Source organism: Flavobacteriales bacterium (genome assembly GCA_016713875.1).
Lineage (GTDB): Bacteria > Bacteroidota > Bacteroidia > Flavobacteriales_F > PHOS-HE28 > PHOS-HE28.
Map to the genome: position 1 here is coordinate 2,897,102 of JADJOI010000003.1, position 19,782 is coordinate 2,916,883.

The following is a 19,782-nucleotide window of genomic DNA, read 5'->3' on the forward strand; positions in this document are numbered from 1 at the left end:
TGATCATGGCCAGCGGGGCATCGGCCCAGCATGTGCTGATCTCCGCAGGAGGTGCAGGCACTGGCGCAAACATTGAGGTGGCCTGGACCCTTGGCGAGTCACTCATCGCTACAGGGACCAGTGCAAGCACGATCGCCACACAAGGCTTCCATCAACCTCCTGGCGAATTCAGCACTGCGGTCGTGCCTGTAAGCGCCAATGCCGACTGGCAGCTCTTTCCCAACCCTACGCGCAGGCTGTTGCATTTCACCACCACATCATCTGAAGTGCATCACGCGGTGGTGCTGGACGCGGTTGGCCAACACGTTGGCACCTGGTCCATCACCGGGCCGACCAATACATGGTCCGTTGATCACCTTGCTAGCGGAACCTACCGACTTCGGGTGGTGGACCGGAACAACAATGAACTGCACACGCTTTCCTTCATCGTGACCCCATGATCAAGCGACTTTCCTCCTTGATGTGTGCGCTGTTGACCTGCACGGTCCTGGTCGCGCAATCACCGCAGAGCTTCAGCTACCAGGCCATCGTGCGCGATGGTAGCGGTGTGGTGCAAGCCAACACCCCAACAGCCATCGAACTGTCGCTCATCCAAGGGGCCATCAACGGACCGGTGATCTACAGCGAGGAACACACGGCCACTACAAACAGTTTCGGCTTGGTGAACCTAGCCTTCGGGCAAGGCACACCGGTGAACGGCTCTTGGGCTGCCGTGGACTGGAGCAACGGACCTTGGTTCGCGCGTACGCGTGTGAACGGTGTCACCATCAGCACGACCGAACTGCTTAGCGTGCCTTACGCACTCTTCGCCGAGACCAGCAATACGCCCGGCCCGGTCGGTCCTGCTGGACCACAGGGACCACAAGGCGCGCAGGGCGCAACAGGACCAGTTGGGCCAACAGGTGCCCAAGGACCGCAAGGCATCGCTGGCCCCACCGGAGCTGCAGGCGCAACAGGTCCTCAAGGGCCGGCAGGGCCTATTGGACCACAAGGAGCTGCCGGTGCGGATGGTGCGTTGAACGCGTGGGGACTTTACGGGAATGCAGGCACGGACCCCGACACGAATTTCATCGGGACCACCGACAATAGCGCGGTCGTCTTCAAATTCTACAATACGCGCGCTGGATATTTGGGAAGCTCCACAGTATCCTTCGGCTATCAATCCTCTATCGCGAATTATGGCGGTTCACGTGGTAGCGCGTTCGGTGTCGAAACATTGCGCAACACTGTATTCGGCCAAGACAACTCCGCATTAGGTTACCGGGCTCTCAGGCAGAACACATCGGGGGACAGGAACACCGCCATCGGCTCCTTCGCACTTGAGTCCAACACCCTTGGCTCCTCGAATACCGCTGTGGGGAACGTTGCACTCACCAACAATACCACTGGATCACATAACACGGTCCTAGGGGACTCGACAATGGTCTACAACACAACTGGCAACCAGAACGTAGCCGTCGGAAGCAACAGCTTGGAAGCGAACACCACCGGGTTCCGCAACATAGCCATCGGAGAGAATGCACTGAACGACAATACCACCGGAGAGTACAATGTCACGATCGGATACGCCGCTGCCAGTGCTTCTTCTTCATCCGACCAGAACGTTTCCATCGGAGCTTTCGCCTTCGCTGATGGCGGCTCTAGCCAAAACGTGGCCATTGGGCAGAATGCACTTTATACATCGGCTTCGGTCGGATTCAATACTGCGGTAGGTTACAAAGCACTGTCGGAGTACAATTTCGGATACTGTACAGCCGTCGGCGCGAACGCTGGTGATTTCACCTATAGCGGAAGTTATTCCACGTACCTGGGTTACAGGGCCTACGCTTTGGCGGACGCATATGAGAATGCTATGGGCCTGGGTTACAATGCTCGACCCACTGCGAGCAACACCGTGCACGTCGGCAACACGAGTATTCAAAGCATCAAGGGCCAGGTCGGTTTCAGCACCTATTCCGACTCACGCTATAAGAAGAACATCGCCGAGGATGTACGTGGTCTTGACTTCATCCTGAAGCTGCGACCGGTCACCTACAACTTGGCCGCGCATCAACTGTCCGCCCACTTGAAAGAGGACATGCGCCGCGACAGCAGCGGTGCCATCGTGTACTCCACCAGCCCGGAAGACCAACAGGGCCGCGACGAGCAGGAGCGCATCCGCTACACGGGTTTCCTGGCCCAAGAGGTGGAGGCGGCAGCAAAGTCGGCGGGCTTCGACTTCAGCGGGGTGGACAAGCCGAAGAACGCCAATGACCTCTACAGCCTGCGCTATGCGGAATTCGTGGTGCCCTTGGTAAAGGCCGTGCAGGAACAGCAAGCCATCATCGAACGGCTGGAAAAACGCATCGCAGTGCTGGAAGGGCGCTAACCCGAACGGGTTATTGAAGCCCAGCATACCACACGGTTGCTTTGGGGGTATCATGTTGTCATGCTCTTCCTGTCCGTTCTGCCGGTATTTGCGAGGGACGTTCCTGCTCGGGTTCTTGTTAGCCTTGCTCCATGCCGACGCCCAGAACATCGGCATCAATGTGAACGGGGCTTCGCCTCATCCATCGGCTTTGCTTGACATCGATGCCGGAGCGATCGTTGGCACCAAGAGAGGGCTTTTGATACCGCGCGTGACCACGGCTGAACGGATCGCCATTGCTGCTCCCGCTACGGGTCTCGTCGTGTACGATACTTCCACGAACTCCTTTTGGTACTACAACAGCGCGGCATGGACACCATTGCTCGGCACCGCTACGGGCTGGGGCACCACGGGCAATGCAGGCATGGTGCTCGGCACCAACTTCCTCGGCACCACGGACAATGTGCCCTTCGAGGTGCGGGTGAACGATGAGCGCGCAGGCTTCCTTTCTCCGGGTGGCACCGCCACCTCATGGGGCCATCGGGCCTTGATGGTGAATACCGGCACCGGCAATACGGCCCTTGGGAAGAACGCCCTGGCAGGAAATACCACGGCCAACAACAACACCGCCGTGGGCAACCAGGCGCTCGCCACCAACGCCACCGGGGGCCAGAACACGGCTCTGGGCAGCCAGGCCTTGAACACCAATCTCAGCACGAGCAACAACACGGCCGTTGGTTTTCGTGCGCTGAACGTGACGGTGTCCAGTGACAACACCGCCGTCGGCTCGGAAGCGTTGCTTTTCAATGGGATCGGCACCGACAACACCGCTGTAGGCAGCGACGCGCTACGGGTGAATGTGCTTGGATCACAGAACACCGCAGTAGGAAGCAGTGCGCTCTATACGAACACCGCAGCGGGCAACACGGCCATGGGCGCCACCGCACTCTACGCGAACACCACAGGCATCTATAACGTGGCGGTGGGCGCCGAAGCGCTCGAGGACAACACCTCCGGAGGCGATAACACAGCCATCGGGGCCTTCGCCCTTTGGAACAACACGGTGGGCGTGAACAACACAGCGATCGGGTTCCAAGCCATGGGGATCAACTCCACGGTAACGGCCGACTACAACACCGCGGTGGGTTACCAGGCCGCGATCGGGCTCACGAACCAGAACTACAACACGTGCGTCGGCTACCAGGCGGGCCTCTTGGGCCTGGGCACGGGCACGCTGATCGGTGCTGGCATCGTACAGAACGCCGCAGGCTACACCAACGCGACCGCGCTGGGGTACAGCACCACCCTGGATGGCAGCAATCGCGTGCGCCTGGGAAATACCGCGATCACCAGCATCGGTGGATATGCGGGCTGGACCACCCTGCCCAGCGATGCGCGTTACAAGCGCAACGTACGCGAGGACGTCAGTGGGCTTGATTTCATCCTCCGGCTGCGACCGGTCACCTACAGCGTGGATGTGGAGAAGATCGTCGCTGACCTCGGTGAGGACTTCACGGCGGACCCACTGGGCAACCGCCTGCTGCGCGAACAGGTACCGGAGATCCTCGCGGCGCGGAAAGAGAAAGCGCTGATACGATACACGGGATTCATCGCCCAGGAAGTGGATTCGGCCGCTAAGGCCGTGGGCTATGATTTCAGTGGGGTGGACAAGGTGACCAATAGCGATCGCATGCTCGGTCTGCGTTATGCGGAGTTCGTGGTGCCTTTGGTGAAGGCCGTGCAGGAACAGAACCGGGTCATTGAAGAGCAACGTGTGCTCATTCAGCAACTGATGAAGCGCTTGAACGCCATCGAACGCAGGATCACGAAGTGATGCCTCCTATCAACGCACGCTGGAGCACGACCGCAGTGCTCATCTTATCCATGCTGATCGCAGTGGGCCAACCAGTGGACATCCCTCCCCCGCCTGATCGCGCGAGCGGCACTGACAGTGCTTACTTCAACGACCAGTACAACTGGATCTGGGACAACTTCCTCTACACACGTCCGGATACCGCGTTCCAGTTGGCCGAGGCAATGTATCGGGAAGCCGTTGCGCCAGGCCTGGAGGTCTGGGCGGCCAAGGCTTTGGACCTGCAAGGCATCACCTGGTACGTGCGTGGCCAACCCTTGAAAGCCGCGGAGTACAGCAGTAGGACCATACCGATCTACGAGGCCTTGAACGATCGGCAGGCGCTCGCATCCACCTTGGGCAACACGGGGGCTTTCCTCATGCGCGGAAGCCTGTATGATTCCGCGTTGGTCGTGCTGCGGCATGCGCTGAGCGTGCAGGAGGAACTGCACGACACCGTGGGCATGGCCAACACGCACAATAGCATGGGTAGTGTCCATCAGGAGCGCGGAGACCTGCATCGTGCGCTGGATGCGTATCGCCTGGCGTTGAAGCATGCGGAAGCCTTTGGCGACAGTGCCGCTACCGCTAATGTGGAAGGCAACCTCGGTACCGTATATGCCAAACAGAAGGAGTTCGACAAGGCACTTCTCCACTTCGAAATGTCGCGCAACATCCTCAGTCGGTTGAACGAGATGAACAACCTGGTGATCGCGTTGCTGAACATCGGCGGGGTGCACAGTGAACTGAACGATACCACGCGCGCGTTGGCCAGCCTCCGCGAAGCATTTGAGCTGGCCGAACGAAGCGGTGACGAGCGCAACATGGCTTCAGCCCAGATCAACATCGGTGAGTTGTACGGCAAGGCGGGCCAGCACGAACGGGCATTGGCCGCATTCCAGGAGGGCCTGCGACGTACGGAAGTAAGCCAGGATCCTTGGGTGCGAAGCCAATTGCTCATGAACGCGGGTGCTGCCCTGTTCGAGCTGGGGCGCGTGCAGGAAGCTGCGGAACGAGGTGAAGAAGCCCTGGCCTTGGCCCGGCGCGAAGGCATCATCATTCCCATGCGGGATGCCGCCGAACTGCTTGCAAAGGTGTACCGGAAACAAGGGCGTTTCGAGCAAGCCCTCGAAACCCAACTGTTGTTCACCCAACTGCGCGACAGCTTGGTGAACGAGGAGAACGAGCGCGCTGTGATCGGCTTCGACCTTCGCCGGAACTACGAACGCCAAGCGCTCACCGATAGCCTGCAACATGCTTCGGAAACGGCGCTCCAGGTCAAGGAGATCCAGAAACAGAAGGTGATCCGGAACGGCTTCGTGGGCGGTTTCGCCTTGGTCGCCCTGTTCGCTGCGGTCTTCTTCCTGCAGCGCAACCGGATCAGCAAGGAGAAAGCGCGCAGCGAGGAGCTCCTCTTGAACATCCTGCCGGAGGAGGTCGCCGAAGAGCTGAAGGCCAAAGGCGAAGCGCAAGCCGTGCAGATCGATCAGGTCACCGTGCTCTTCACTGATTTCAAAGGCTTCACTTCGCTCAGTGAGAACCTCACGCCGCGCGAACTGGTGCGCGACCTGAACGAGTGCTTCAGTGCGTTCGACAGGATCACGACGAAGTACGGCATCGAGAAGATCAAGACCATCGGTGATGCATACATGGCGGCAGGCGGACTGCCCGTGGCCAACGACACCCATGCGCTGGATGTGATCCATGCTGCATTGGAGATGCGCGATTTCATCGCCGAGGGCAAAGCGCGGAAGATAGCGGCAGGCCGGCCTTTCTTCGAGGTACGCATCGGCGTCCATACCGGGCCGGTGGTCGCGGGGATCGTGGGCGTGAAGAAGTTCCAGTACGATATCTGGGGCGACACGGTGAACACGGCGAGCAGGATGGAGTCCTCGGGCGAAGTGGGAAGAGTCAATATTAGCGCGGCCACGTATGCGCTGGTCCGCGACCAGGGGGCCTCCGCCGGGGGGCTGTTCCAGTTCCAGCCGCGCGGCAAGGTGCAGGCCAAGGGCAAGGGCGAAATGGAGATGTACTTCGTGGAAAAGCGGGGTTGAGCCCTGCTTGCCATCTTTGCCGTGGTTCGGAAGCCGATCGTCAGCAGCGCATTGTCTGATCATCTGATCTTCTGAGCATCCGATAGGCATGACCTCCATAGAAGACGTACTTGACAGCGAGTCCCTCACCGGCACCACGCTCACCGTGGCCGGCTGGGTACGCACCTTCCGCAACGACCGCTTCATCGCGCTCAACGACGGCAGCACCATCCGCAACCTGCAGTGCGTGATCGACCAGGAGCAGGTGGATGCGGCCACCCGTGCACGCTTCACCACCAGCGCCGCGGTGCGGTGCACCGGGTTGATCGTGGAGAGCAAGGGCAGCGGTCAGCGCGTGGAGATGCAGGTGACGAGCGTGGAGGTGCTCGGTGACAGCGATGCGGAGAAGTACCCGATCCAACCGAAGAAGCACAGCCTGGAGTTCCTGCGCGAACAGGCCCACCTGCGCTTCCGCACCAACACGTACAGCGCGGTGTTCCGCATCCGGCACCAGGTGAGCTTCGGCATACACGAGTACTTCGACCAGCAGGGGTACAACTACTTCCACGCGCCGATCATCACCGCGAGCGATGCGGAGGGCGCTGGCGAGATGTTCCGCGTGAGCACGCTGGACGCCAACAGTCCCCCGCGTCACGAGAACGGCAGCGTGGACTTCCGCGAGGACTTCTTCGGCCGCGAAGCGCGCCTTACCGTGAGCGGTCAGTTGCAGGCGGAGCTCGCCGCGCTGGCCCTGGGCAAGGTCTACACCTTCGGGCCCACGTTCCGCGCGGAGAACAGCAATACGGCGCGCCACCTGGCCGAGTTCTGGATGATCGAGCCCGAGGCGGCCTTCATGGACCTGAAGGGCGACATGGACCTGGCTGAAGGCCTGTGCAAGCACCTCATCGCCCGTGTGCTGAAGAACAGCATGGACGACCTGCAGTTCCTGGATGCGCGCCTGAAGGAAGAGGAGGCCACGAAGCCGAAGGAACAGCGCGCTGAGATGGGCCTGATCGACCGCCTGAAGTTCGTGCTCGACAACCCCTTCGAGCGGATCACCTACACCGACGCGATCGAGATCCTGCTGCGCAGCAAGCCGCACCAGAAAGGGCAGTTCCAGTTCCCCGTGGAATGGGGCATCGACCTCCAGAGCGAGCACGAGCGCTACCTGGTGGAGAAGCACTTCAAGAAGCCGGTGATCGTCACAGGCTATCCCGGCAAGATCAAGGCTTTCTATATGCGCACCAACAGCCCCGGCGATTTCGGCTACTGCGACAAAGGCACCACCGTGGCCGCCATGGACGTGCTCTTCCCCGGCATCGGCGAGATCATCGGTGGCAGCCAGCGCGAGGAACGACTGGATGTGCTGGAGGCGCGCATGAAGGAGATGAACGTACCGGCCGAAGAACTCTGGTGGTACCTGGACACGCGCCGCTTCGGCACGGTGCCGCACGCGGGCTTCGGGCTGGGCCTGGAGCGCTTCGTGCTCTTCGTGACGGGCATGGGGAATATCCGGGATGTGATCCCGTTCCCACGGACGCCGAAGTCAGCTGAATTCTAGCGGTCATTTCCAACCCGTCATCGCGGGCCGGGCCCTGCCGGCGAAGCGATCTCCCATCGCATCGGTGGATCTCGTCCGGCTAGGGGAGATCGCCACGGCGCCCTTGCGGGCCGCCTCGCGATGACGGTACAGAGGGGGGTGGTTCACGTACCGATCATCTCCAACCCGACCTCGCGAGCCGGGCCCTGCCGGCGAAGCGATCTCCCATCGCCGTGGTGGATCTCGTCCGGCTAGGGGAGATCGCCACGGCGGCCTTGCGGGCCGCCTCGCGATGACGGTGCGGAGGGGTGAGGTGCAAGTACGTGTCATTTCCAAACCGTCATCGCGAGGTCCGCGCAGCGGCTGAAGCGATCTCCCCTCGCTGTGGTGGATCTCCAGCACCGATGTCCTAGCTTGGTGGAATGGAACGCGGCGGCTGGGTCTACATCCTCACCAACCGGCCTTACGGTGTGCTTTACGTGGGCGTGACCGCCCACCTTTCGGCCCGGATCATTGAGCACAGGGAAAAGGTCGACCCCAGGAGCTTCACCGCGCGGTACGGGCTGTTCCGGTTGGTATACACGGAAGGTTTCGATGACATCACTGCGGCGATCGATCGGGAGAAGCAATTGAAGGCGGGGTCACGGGCGCGGAAAATCGCGTTGATCGAACGGGTGAATCCGGAGTGGGTGGATCTGGTCGGGACGATCGGGGAGGACTGAACACGACCCCCACCCGTCCTCGCGAGCCGGGCCCTGCCGGCGAAGCGATCTCCCATCGCCGTGGTGAATCTCGTCCGGCTAGGGGAGCACGCCATGGCGGCCTTGCGGGCCGCCTCGCGATGACGGTGCGGAGGGGTGAGGGTCAAGTACCGGTCATTTCCGAACCGTCATCGCGAGCCGGGCCCTGCCGGCGAAGCGATCTCCCATCGCAGCGGTGGATCGCGTCCGGCTAGGGGAGATCGCCACGGCGGCCTGGCGGGCCGCCTCGCGATGACGGTGCGGAGGGGTGAGGGTCACGTACCGATCATTTCCAACCCGTCGTCCCGAGCCGGGCTCTGCCGGATGAACGCCCCTCCTGCGCGTGGAACGCTCCACGCGCCGGGCAAGGAGGGGCCGGGAACGCCAGGCTCGCCTGCACCGCGAGCGCAGGTCCATGCACCGCGCTTCCACCAAGCAAACAACCCCGGGACAGGCCCGGGGCTGCATGCAGAAGAGGAAGGATGGGTGCGGGATCAGGCCGCCTTGGCCGTCACCACCTCGCTGGCGGGGCCTTCGCCCACACGGCCCAGCGCCGTCACCCGAAAGTTGAAGAACGTGTTGGCGGCCAGGTCGGACACGGTGTGCCGCGTCTTGCTGCTCACGCCCACCACCTGCCAATTGGCCAGCACGGCGGGGTCGCCGCTGCACATGTACACCTGGTACATGCGCGCGCCACGCACCCGCTGCCAGCGCAGGTCCAGTCGGCCTTCGTAGGAGCTCATGCGGGCGTTCAGCTCCTGGGGAGCTTCCAGCTTGTCGATCGGCTCCGGGCGCTTGGCCAGCTCGAACCCACTGCTCACGGCCTTGTCCACGTCGCCGCCCGCTGCGCTGTTCACGTATCGGGCCAGCTTGGTGAGCAGGTCGCGCAGGGTGCGCACCGCTTCGTTCTTCTTGGCGATGTCCGCATGCGCACCGCTCTCGGCAGCCGCCAGTGCGGATACCAGTTGCGTGCGCGCAGCGGTCACTTCCACCAGCGTGGGCGTCGGTGTCGGGAAATTCGCGTTCCCCGTCATCTCCGTTTCCACGTATTCGCTCTTGGCCACCACCTGGGCGGGCTTCAAGCGCGTCAATCCGGCTTTGATGAGTTTCATCGTTGCTTGCGTTCTGGTTGTCCTGGGGTTCCGGGTCCTTTGGTTGACGCTGGTCTCGGCGGCGGCCCGCAGGCCGGGTGTCACTGACCGGGCCCTTGTACCCCGGGGGCCGGCCCAAGGTGTTGCGGTCCGCTGTTGATAACCCCATCTGCCCCGTTGCAGCCCTCGCCCCGCCTGCCTTTCCCGCAAGCACCGGCCCCGCTCGATTTAACACTTGGCGGCCATGGCCGACCGGAAACGCTGCGCATCCCCGCCGGAAAAGTGCACGCGTTCGTCGCGCGGATGAGCACTTCCGCCGCGCGGATGGGCATCCATGCCCCCCGCATGCGCACCTCCGCCGCTTGCCTGCGCATCCACGCCGCAGGGTTGCGCATCCTGTTCAGGGAAGTGCGCACCTCAGCGGCGCGGATGCGCGACCGAACGATCCGGATGGGCATCCGCGCCGCTGAAGCGGGCATCCCGGCCGCATCGGTGCGCGTCCGATCCGCGGGCATGCGCCACTCCGCCGCGCGGATGGGCATCGGCGCCACGCGGATGTTCACTTCCGCCGCGCGCATGCGCGCCTGGCGGGACCGACCGGTAGTTCACCGGCGGCGGTGAAGAACTGCCGGGGCCGCACCCCTCACCTGCCCCACGCCGCTCCGTTCACCGCGAAAAGCACCGCCATGCCCCTGCCCGCCGCCCTTGGCCTGGAGCTGCCCTGCCCCGCCGTGCTGCGCGAGGGCGCCCAGGTGCTGCTGTTCCAACGCGGCCAGCTGCTGGCCCTGGGGCAGCCCTGCCCCGCCCGCCTGCTGGCACCCCGCCATCTGCGCCGCGAGGTGGAGGCCCTGCTGCGCCAGCATGTGCAGCGCGCCCAGGCCGAGGCCGCCCGCCTTCGCGCCCGCCAGCCCTTCCACGCCCACCAGCTGCTGGCCGCCGCCCAGGGCTGGGCCCGCCGCATGCGCCGCGCCCACTGCACCCCGCACCGCCTGTGCCGTGCGCGCCCTCTTCATTTTCCTCGCCTTCACCCTGGGTCCCTCCCTCTTCGCCCAGCCCGAACCGTGCACGGCCACACTGGACAACATCCGGGACCTGATCGGCGAGGTGGTCGTGTTCTGCGGCACCCCCGACCAGGTGACCGCGCCGAAGGGGGTGAAGGGCGCGCCGGTCTATTTCAACTTCGGCGGCCGCTACCCGGAGCACCGCTTCTCGGTGGTGATCTGGGAGGATGTACACATGGGCACCGAAGGGAAGATCCTGGGGCGCTACCAGGGCAAGCCCCTGCGCATCCGGGGTTGGGTGAAGGAACACGAAGGGCGGCCGGTGATCGAGTTGAAGGAGTTGAAGGATCTGCGGGTGCAGTGAGGCGGGCCAGGGGCAGGACCAAGAGCCAAGGACCAAGGACCTGAACCCAAACCCCCCAGCACCCACCCCCCCGCCCGCCGCCTCCGGCCGGCCTGACCACCGGCTGGCCTGCAGACCCACAGGCCTTTCCGCTCCGCGGCCTTTTTCGCTCCAGCCGGGGTGCGCACCCGGTGCGCGAGCTCGTGGTGGTGGACGCCGGTGGGGCTCGTGGTGGCCAAAGCGGACTCATCGGATCCCCGATGCTTTAGCGAATGCGGGCCGGGGCAGGGTGGAACGCAGCACGAACTCGCGTTCCCGGTCGGCGAGGCGGTGGGTGCCGGAGGGCGTGGTGTTCGCGAAAGCGTTCTGGACCGGTAGGACGATGAGCAGGAAGAGGAACGCGGCGGTTTTCTGGTTGTGATGCGCCAAACCAATTCGCCGGCCTCCGGCACAAAGTTGAGCGCGATGCATCCAATGATCGATCGCCGCATGCAACTGACGATGACATATTGTACACAGGAACAGAGAGTTACCAAGCCGGATCGGTTCTGAAATGCCGCCAATGCTGCCGTCCGCCTAATTTCACTCACCAACCTCCATTGTATGGTTTCCCGACAAGGCCATTCTGTGAAACATGTTCACGAGGGCATCGTCGCTTCAACCCGGGTGCAAGTCCATTCACACGGTCCGGCATTGATCGGTGTGGTTGTAGCCCTTCTCCTATCGTGCATGGGTTTGAGGTGCACGGCACAATCAGCGACGAGAAAGGATAGCCTCCAGTCTGCATGGGAGAACAAGGCCCTTGCAGATACCCTTCGGATGAAGGCCTTGGATGACCTAATCTGGGAGAACCATATGGATGGGCAACCAGACAGTGCTATCGCCCTTGCCCAAGACCTGCTGACCTTCTCCAAGACCTGCACGAACCTGAGCTGGAGAGCAACGGTGATGAACACGATGGGGTCGGCCTTCACACAGGGATCAAGGGGTGTTCTGGCCTTAGGCTACTTTGCCGAGGCGGCGCGGCTGCGCAACGAGCTGCGTGACTTCAAGGGGGTAGCGAGTTCGCTCAACAATATGTGCTCGGTAAGCAAGGACCTTGGCAACTATGCTACCGCCATTGAGCTCGGCGAGCACAGCCTGCGCCTATATCGCTCACTCACCGACAGCACAGGAATATCCGCCGTCCTTTCAAATCTCGGCGTCGCTCTGCAGTTGAACGGAGAATATGAGAGCGCCATCGAGCGGTACTTCGAAGCCTTGAGGATCGCGGAGTTGCTGCACATTGACGCGCTCATCGCGAACGCGCTTCTGAACATCAGTATGGTACAAAGCGATCAGGGGAATGCCCAAGCGGTGATCGCCGCCTCGGAACGGGTATTGCCAATGTTCCAGAGGGCAGGGGACCTTAGGTCCGTGGCGGGCGTACTTGGCAATCTAGGCAAAGCTCATATGCAGCTTGGATACGGGAGCCTTGCCGAACCTCTTTTCCGGCGGTCATACGCAATTTTCGATTCTTTGAGTTGGACGACCGGCATCGCACTTTCACTCAACAATTTGGCGGAGCTCGCGCGTAAGGCTGGCCGGCTGGAACAAGCGGCTTCGGACCTTAGACGATCTGAGGCATTGCTCGGCGAGATCGGCGACATACAGCTGAGATCGAGCGCACTGACGAACCTTTCTTGGACCTATCTGGAGATGGGTGACATACACAGGGCGTTGGAGAGCGCCAAGTTGGCTTTAGAACTCGCTGATGGGGCCGGTTCTGTTACCGACCAGCGCAACGCCCATCAAGTGATGCAAGAAGCTCACGAACGAAATGGAAGCTGGAAAGAAGCCCTCACCGAGCATCGAGCCTATGTTGCTTTGAGGGACAGCATACTGGACCAAAAGAACCAGAATGCCCTGGTGCGAAGTGAGACAGAGCATCAGTACCGCTTGCGACTGCTCACAGACAGTCTCGCACACATGCGAACCGTCGCGGTGAAGGAGGAGGCGATAAAACGTCAGCGGCAGAACATGACCTGGGTCATTAGCGGAGGGAGCTTCATTCTAGTGGGCACCTTCCTGGTCTATTACTTGGATCGGCGGCACCGCCGGGCACGGTTCGATCGCGACGCCGCCATCATGAAGAACAATCTGTTGCGTACCCAACTGGACCCGCACTTCATCACCAATGCGTTACAGTCCATCAACGCCTTCGTGGTGGGCAACGACCGGGTGGCCGCATCGAAGTACCTGGTGAAATTCGCCGAGCTGATGCGCACGGTCCTGAACAACTCGCGCAACGAATGGGTGGGCTTACAGAACGATATGGACACCTTGAAGAAGTACGCAGAGTTGGAGGAGATGGGGGCGGGTGGCCGGTTCACCTGCGAGTTCCGCGTGGCGGCGGAGCTGGAGGGTGCGCGGCTGAACGTGCCGCCATTTCTGGCGCAGCCCTTCGTGGAGAACGCCATTCGCCATGCCTTTCCACCGGATGGGCCGACCGGCCACCTGGAGGTTGCGATCACCGAGCGGGACAAGCATCTGGTCTGGACGATCACGGACGATGGCGCCGGCATGCCGACGGAGCTCACGGACGTGGACGGCGGCGAGAGCGGCGGCGCGCATGGCACGTCCATCACGGCCGACCGGCTGAAGCTGCTGGTCGTGAAGGAGGGGGAGCGGGCTGATTTCCGCTATCTCCCTGTGCAGCGTGGAACGTGCGTGGAACTGGTGCTCCCCATGCGCCTGCTGGCGCTCGCTGCGCAAGGACAGGGGTTCGCGACCATGAACTGAACAGAACACCATGAACAGGAGACGCAGTGCGGTCATCGTGGATGACAATGCGGCAGCGCGAGTTCTGTTGAAGCACTACCTAACGGAGGGTCATCCGGACATCACCATCGTTGGTGAAGCCGGTTCCCTGGCGCAGGGGATCCGCCAGGTGCGTGAAACACGGCCTGACGTGCTCTTCCTTGATGTGGAGTTGAAGAAGGTGAAAGGCAAAGTGGTGGAAAGCGGATTCGACCTTCTGAAGGAGATCGAGCCGCTGCGACCAACAGTGATCTTCACGACAGGTTTTGAAGGGTATGCCGTGCGGGCGATCCGGTTCAGCGCGTTCGACTATCTCGTGAAGCCCTTCGATGCCGACCAGCTGGCTGAGGTGCTGGCACGCCTGGACAAGGAAGTGGATGATGCAGCACGGCCCGACCACCCCTCATTGCATGCCAATCTTCAGCCCCACGATGGGATCTCGCTGCCCGTGGTACTGAAGGGAGGCGGGGTTTCCCTGGAGCTGGTGAAGAAGGCACGGATCATCCATGCGCAGCCCGTTGCGCGCGGGCAGAACACCTTGGTGGAACTGGAGGGCAGGGAAGAGGTGGTGGTGACGCGGACACTGGGCCAGCTGGAGAGCCTGCTCACGCCGGAGGACCACTTCCTGCGCATCCACGATTCGCACCTGGTGAACTTCAACTACGTGCAGCGCTATGTGCGCGGTGAGCCGGGCTATGTGGTGGTGACGGTGCGGAAGGAAGGGAAACCCATCCCGGTGAGCCGGACGATGAAGCCGGATGTGGTGGCGATGCTGGATCGCTGGTTCCCGCTGCCGCCCTCGTCCAGGTAGGATCCGGGCAGTGGGCCACCTCTGGACCCAAGTGCGGCTGCGAGTTGCGCGGCCGAACCTGCGAGTTGCTGTTTCCGGGCCTGGAAAGCCCTGCTCATGGTGTCGTTTCGTCCCGGGCCACAAGGTCCGAGGAACCGAAACAAGCAACGCCATGAAAGACCAGCAGCTCCAACTCGTACGCAAGATCCCCAGCCTGCCGCAGGAGGTTCTCTGCAACTTGTTCCCCTGGTTGAACATTGTCCGGGACAGGGTGATCAAACCCAGGCTGAAGGCTACTCCGGGTATACAGGTGGTGCGGTTCGCAAAGACCGCGTCGTGTGCACCGATGGCCCGTGCCCTGTTCGTGGTCTCCTTGATCTGTGCCACCAGTGCCTTACGTGCCACCCATTTCCTCGGCGGCGATATCGGGCACCAGTGCCTGGGTGGCGGCCTGTATGCGATCACTCTGCACCTCTATCGGGACTGCGCCGGGGCGACGGTGGGCGCACTGCAAACCGTGAACGCGCAGAGCGCGTGCGGTACGATGAGTGTTCCCTTGAACCAGACCTCCTTTCAACAGGTGACCCCGCCCTGCGCGCTAGGGAACAATGCGTGCAATGGGGGGCAGTTTCCCGGAACAGAGGAGTATGTCTTCACCGGAACGGTCCAATTGCCTGGAACATGCAGCATGTGGACGCTCAGTTGGGAAGCTTGCTGCCGGAACAATGCGATCACGAACCTGCAGAACCCCGGCACGCTCAGCTTGCACGTGGAGTCGGAGATCCATCAAGCGAACACGGTGTGCAATACGAGTGTGGGGTTCTCTGCCGATCCCGCACCCTATGTATGCGCCGGGCAGCCGGTGCATTACAACATGGGCGCGTTCGATGCGGACGGAGACTCGCTCGCGTTCGCTTTCGTCGCGGCAGAGCAAGGTGCATCCACCCCGGTTCCCTACCTGCCACCTGCGACCTCAGGCGTGCCGATCACAGGCATGACCCTGGATGCCGTCACCGGCCAGATCAGCTTCACGCCGGCGAGCACCGGGAGCTTTGTTGTGGCCATTCAGGTGAGCGAATACAATGCGATCGGGCAGGTGGTCGGGGTCACGGTGCGGGACTTCGAGTTCATCGTGGTGGCATGCAGCAACCAAGTGCCCTCGCTGCCGGTCGCCGCGGACATGGACCTCGGGCCGGCCATCGCCCAAGGGGGTGCCTCCCTTGCGGTGTGCCATGGGGACCTGCTGGACCTGAGCATACCGTTCAGCGATCCGGACGCGAGCGATGCGCTCACTCTGACCTCGAACGTGGCCCAGGTCTTGCCGGGATCGACCTTCACGCAGGCGGGAACCAATCCGGCCGTGGCGGCCATCCATTGGTCCCCGCTCCCCGGGATGACCGGTACGTACACCTTCATCATCGCCTCAACGGATGATGGGTGCCCTGTCCCCAGTGCATCGACCATCACGTTGACGATCATCGTGAACGATGCGATCGCGGTGAGCTTGTCGCCCGATACCGCCATCTGCGAAGAGGGCACGGCTGTGCTCTCGGCCCTGGGCAATGGCGGCACGGGGAGCATCACGTATGCCTGGAACCATGGCCCGACCATCGCAGGTCCGATCAATGTTCAACCCACAGTGAGCACATACTTTGCGCTTACGGTCTCGGATATGCTCGGCTGTTGGATCACCGACTCTGTGCATGTCGTCGTGCATCCGCTGCCCGACGTGCTGGTCACGGTCCAGGATACGATGCGCTGTGGACCTGGTGAGCTGGTGTTCACGAACGCGACACCACCGGACATGGTAGGCAGCACCGCGCTGTGGGATCTCGGGGATGGCACGCTGGCGGTGAACGAGTTGCACATGCTGTCCCATTTCTACGATCTGGTCAGCTGTTTCGATGTGAACCTGATGGTGATCTCTCCACAGAACTGCGCCGCTGATTCCACCTTCGAGGATCTGGTATGTGTCAGGCCGCTCCCCGAACCGGCGTTCGCGTTCGGGCCACAGCCCACCGATGTGCTCTGGCCGCGGATCCTGTTCGAGGATCGAACCGTGGCCACCACGCCATGGCTTGCCTGGTATTGGTCCTTCGGGAATGGGGATAGCTTGGGGTGGAGCCAAGAGCAGCATCCGGAGTTCACCTTCCCGGATGCCGCGCCGGGGATCTATCCGGTCACCCTTACCGTTACCAATGCCTACGGTTGCTCGGCGAGCGTGATGCATCCGGTGGTGATCGATGGCGTGACGCAGGTCTTTGTCCCGAACTCCTTCACGCCGGATGGCGACGGGCTAAACGATGTGTTCATGGCCGTCGCGGAAGGCCTGGATCCGGAGAGGTTCCAGCTCGACATTTTCGATCGATGGGGAAGCGTGCTCTTCTCGACCAACGATGCCTTGGTGGGTTGGAACGGCAGGCACATGAACGCGGGTGGCGAGTTGCCGACAGGGCCTTATGCATGGCGCATGGTGTACCACAGCGACCACACGGCCGGAGCCACCGAGATGAACGGGCTGGTCACGTTGCTGCGGTGATGGGCAATGGACTCGCCTTCCATAGAACGGATCCGCTGCGGTCGCATGCTCAGGAGATCCCGTCCCTCGAAGGGAGATCGCCATAGCGGCCTTGCGGGCCGCCTCGCGAAGGCGATCCGGAGGGGTGAGGGCCACGGTCCGGTCAGTTCCAACCCGTCGTCGCGGGCCGGGCACTGCCGGAATGAAATCCCCTCCTGCGCGTGGAACGCACCACGCGCCGGGCAAGGAGGGGCTGGGGGAGGTGGCCCCTCAGGCACGCCAGTTCCCGAAGGGTCGAAACCTCCCCGGTCCCCTCCTTGTGCCGAGCGAGCGATCGCTGCTCAGGAGGGGGCTTGATCGCATGAGATCTATCCGTCCCTGGTAAAAACCGAGCGCGGGGTGAGGTCGCTGAACCGGATAGGCACTCGCTCGTTCGTGGTCCAGCACCCGAGCCGCCGCCACTTGCTCGCTGTCCGCGCCAGTTGCTCGGCCGACCGCGCCAGTTGCTCAAGCGTCAACTCTAAGCTGAAGGATGGTGGATAGCCTTGAGATACGGATCCCGGCCATCGTGCCCAACACTGAAGGACGTCGTGAGGTCATCGCAGGGGGGCGCGACCCAAGCGCATCGACCAGTTCCATCCGGAGCTGCTGCACATCGGATACCTCCGACCATTCTGCGGCTGGCTCACGCGAACCGCCGCCGCTGTTCCCCAAAGGGAATGTCACTGGATGATAACCCGACGACGAGCCGTGGAATACACCCTTCGATCAACACCACTGAACCATGCGCTACAACTCCTCCCGCACCTTGATCCCGCTTCTTGCCATCGCTTACACCCCACAGCTGGTGAGCGCGCAATACGAGGACGACGCACGATACGAGATCCACGCACCGAGCCCCCAGGCCACGATCGAGGTAGCGAACGCGGCGGTCGTATCGCCCGTCCACCAAACCCCTCCGGCGTGTGTCGTCCTTCCGGCCGCTCCGGCCCCTGCGAACGGTGGCAACTACTCCCTTCAGTTCCTGGGTGGCATCAATCCCAAGGACCCCGTGCTGGATTCCATCAAGCAGGTGAAGAACGCCCTGACCGCGGATGCAGGGGCGACGGACCACCGGAGCGGAGGCTTCGGCGGGGTGAAGGCCGATACACCCGACCTCGGCTACAGCTTCGATTCCAATACGCAATCCTACTCATGGCCCATGGACAACAGCCTGGCCATTTCGGACCAGGATGTCATCGTGGCCGCGAGCAATGGCGGAGTGATGATCCATCGATATGATGGCACACTGCTGGCCTCCTACGACTGGACGCAGTTCGCAGGAGAGCCCTGTTTCGACCCGAGAGTGTTCTATGATGCCGTGGACAATAGGTTCGTAATGGTCGCCCTGCATGGGAACACGCCCGCAACGTCGAAGCTCAAGGTCATGTTCTCCCCTTCGATCGACCCCGTGCAACCCTGGTACATCTACGACATCACCGCGGCCAGCGTGGCCAACTACATCGGTACAGGGAAGTGGTTCGACTACCCCACCCTGGGAATATCCGAAGATGAAGTGTTCGTTTCGGTGGATGTGCGCAACAGCGGCTTCGTGGAGAACGTGGTCTTCCAGATGGACCACTCGGACGGGTATGCAGGCAGCCCCATGAACTGGGTGATCTGGACGGGGATCTCGAACAGTCCCTTTTCGACCTACCACCTCACCGCCGCCCCTAACGGCTGGTCAGGCCGCATGAGCAAAGGGCAGTACTTCGTGCTCTCCGCATCAGGCGGAGGCAGCAGCGTCCGCATCTTCAGGATAACCGAGAAGATCGGCAACGATCCGGTGATGAACAGCTGGACCGTGGGCACCTCCGCGTACTCGGTGCCGGCGGATGCGCACATGCCCGGAACGGCCAAACGCCTGGACATCGGATCATGCGCCGTACGGGGAGCATACTACCTGAGCGGCTATCTGCACATGGTGCTCAGCACGGAGAATTCCGCTTCGGTGGCCAAGATCCGCTATGTACGCGTGGCCACCTCCGGCTGGACCGCGCAGAGCAGCACGTTCAACTCCTCTGCGGACAATTACCTGGCGTATCCCACGGTGATCCCGTACAACAACGCGGACCATGGTGGCGCGAACACCAACGCCATCATCGGCTTCCTGATCAGCAACAATACCAACAAGTACCCCTCGATCTCGGTGGTCAACTGCGACGAGAACATGACCTGGTCGGGTTCGATCGGCGTTCGTTCAGGGACCACCTACATCGACTACACCACGGACAACACACAGCGCTGGGGGGACTACATCGGCATGTGCCGGGAGCACATCGTGGGGGACGAACCCAGGGTCTGGATCGCAGGCGCCTATGCCGTGAGCGGCCATGTGTATCGCGCGCGTATCGCACAGGTAGGCCTGGGCACGGTGACAGGAGTGGATGAACCTGTGGCCAGCACACCCTTTGCGGAAGGAGCGCTGTTCCCGAACCCCGCCCACGGCCTGGTGAACCTCGATCTCGTCTACGACTCGAACGAGCAGTTGGTGGTGGACCTGATGGCTCCGGACGGCACCATCGTGAAGTCCATCTACCAAGGCATACCCCGCACCGGCCGGAACCGGATCACCTTCGACAGTGCCGACCTGACACCGGGAATGTATGTACTCGTGGCCCGCACGACCAGCAGCCTGCTCGGCTCCCACCGGTTCATTGTCCAGTAGCCCCGTCTCCCGTGTGCTCGG

General features: G+C 62.2%; 15 protein-coding genes. 12 read left to right on the top strand and 3 right to left on the bottom strand.

The window, feature by feature from the left end:
• The first annotated feature begins 5 nt into the window (after positions 1–5).
• The 6 genes from IPJ87_13745 to IPJ87_13770 all read left to right on the top strand — a co-directional run bounded on the left by IPJ87_13745 (position 6) and on the right by IPJ87_13770 (position 8,494).
• Positions 6–440 (top strand): T9SS type A sorting domain-containing protein, encoded by a 435-nt coding sequence (locus IPJ87_13745; GenBank protein ID MBK7942914.1) that lies wholly within the window; start codon positions 6–8, stop codon positions 438–440.
• Positions 437–2,368, top strand: coding sequence for a tail fiber domain-containing protein (locus tag IPJ87_13750; GenBank protein MBK7942915.1), 1,932 nt, complete (start codon positions 437–439; stop codon positions 2,366–2,368). The genes IPJ87_13745 and IPJ87_13750 overlap by 4 nt, the downstream gene beginning before the upstream one ends.
• Positions 2,369–2,492: 124 nt before the next feature.
• Complete coding sequence (locus tag IPJ87_13755; GenBank protein ID MBK7942916.1) at positions 2,493–4,181, top strand: tail fiber domain-containing protein; 1,689 nt, start codon at positions 2,493–2,495, stop codon at positions 4,179–4,181.
• 50 nt (positions 4,182–4,231) lie between these two features.
• The gene (locus tag IPJ87_13760) at positions 4,232–6,253 is read left to right on the top strand and encodes a tetratricopeptide repeat protein (GenBank protein MBK7942917.1); all 2,022 of its coding nucleotides are present in this window, start codon (positions 4,232–4,234) and stop codon (positions 6,251–6,253) included.
• Positions 6,254–6,341: 88 nt separating this feature from the next.
• Positions 6,342–7,793: an asparagine--tRNA ligase gene (gene asnS, locus IPJ87_13765; protein ID MBK7942918.1), complete on the top strand. Its 1,452-nt coding sequence runs from the start codon at positions 6,342–6,344 to the stop codon at positions 7,791–7,793.
• A gap of 401 nt (positions 7,794–8,194) precedes the next feature.
• A complete protein-coding gene (locus tag IPJ87_13770) occupies positions 8,195–8,494 on the top strand; it encodes a GIY-YIG nuclease family protein (GenBank protein ID MBK7942919.1) in 300 nt (99 codons plus the stop codon).
• A gap of 512 nt (positions 8,495–9,006) precedes the next feature.
• On the opposite strand, the gene IPJ87_13775 is transcribed toward IPJ87_13770, so the two are convergent.
• Positions 9,007–9,624, bottom strand: coding sequence for a fibronectin type III domain-containing protein (locus IPJ87_13775; protein ID MBK7942920.1), 618 nt, complete (start codon positions 9,622–9,624; stop codon positions 9,007–9,009).
• Between the two features lie 324 nt (positions 9,625–9,948).
• On the opposite strand from IPJ87_13775, the gene IPJ87_13780 reads away from it, so the two are divergent.
• Positions 9,949–10,224, top strand: coding sequence for a hypothetical protein (locus IPJ87_13780; GenBank protein ID MBK7942921.1), 276 nt, complete (start codon positions 9,949–9,951; stop codon positions 10,222–10,224).
• On the opposite strand, the gene IPJ87_13785 is transcribed toward IPJ87_13780, so the two are convergent.
• A complete protein-coding gene (locus tag IPJ87_13785; GenBank protein ID MBK7942922.1) occupies positions 10,209–10,616 on the bottom strand; it encodes a hypothetical protein in 408 nt (135 codons plus the stop codon). The genes IPJ87_13780 and IPJ87_13785 overlap by 16 nt on opposite strands.
• Between IPJ87_13785 and IPJ87_13790 the strand changes: the two genes are divergently transcribed.
• Positions 10,600–10,968 (top strand): hypothetical protein, encoded by a 369-nt coding sequence (locus IPJ87_13790; GenBank protein ID MBK7942923.1) that lies wholly within the window; start codon positions 10,600–10,602, stop codon positions 10,966–10,968. The genes IPJ87_13785 and IPJ87_13790 overlap by 17 nt on opposite strands.
• Before the next feature lie 225 nt (positions 10,969–11,193).
• Here the strand turns inward: IPJ87_13790 and IPJ87_13795 are convergent, their stop codons facing one another.
• Positions 11,194–11,418 carry a hypothetical protein gene (locus IPJ87_13795; protein ID MBK7942924.1) on the bottom strand — a complete coding sequence of 75 codons (225 nt, stop codon included), beginning with the start codon at positions 11,416–11,418 and terminating at the stop codon, positions 11,194–11,196.
• A 348-nt stretch (positions 11,419–11,766) separates the two neighbouring features.
• Here IPJ87_13795 and IPJ87_13800 point away from each other — a divergent pair, with 348 nt between their 5' ends.
• The 4 genes from IPJ87_13800 (at position 11,767) to IPJ87_13815 (ending at position 19,761) form a co-directional block, all read left to right on the top strand.
• A complete protein-coding gene (locus IPJ87_13800; protein ID MBK7942925.1) occupies positions 11,767–13,728 on the top strand; it encodes a tetratricopeptide repeat protein in 1,962 nt (653 codons plus the stop codon).
• 10 nt (positions 13,729–13,738) lie between these two features.
• Positions 13,739–14,557: a response regulator transcription factor gene (locus tag IPJ87_13805; GenBank protein ID MBK7942926.1), complete on the top strand. Its 819-nt coding sequence runs from the start codon at positions 13,739–13,741 to the stop codon at positions 14,555–14,557.
• A 325-nt stretch (positions 14,558–14,882) separates the two neighbouring features.
• Complete coding sequence (locus IPJ87_13810; GenBank protein ID MBK7942927.1) at positions 14,883–17,075, top strand: gliding motility-associated C-terminal domain-containing protein; 2,193 nt, start codon at positions 14,883–14,885, stop codon at positions 17,073–17,075.
• 763 nt (positions 17,076–17,838) lie between these two features.
• The gene (locus IPJ87_13815; protein ID MBK7942928.1) at positions 17,839–19,761 is read left to right on the top strand and encodes a T9SS type A sorting domain-containing protein; all 1,923 of its coding nucleotides are present in this window, start codon (positions 17,839–17,841) and stop codon (positions 19,759–19,761) included.
• Positions 19,762–19,782 lie beyond the last annotated feature (21 nt).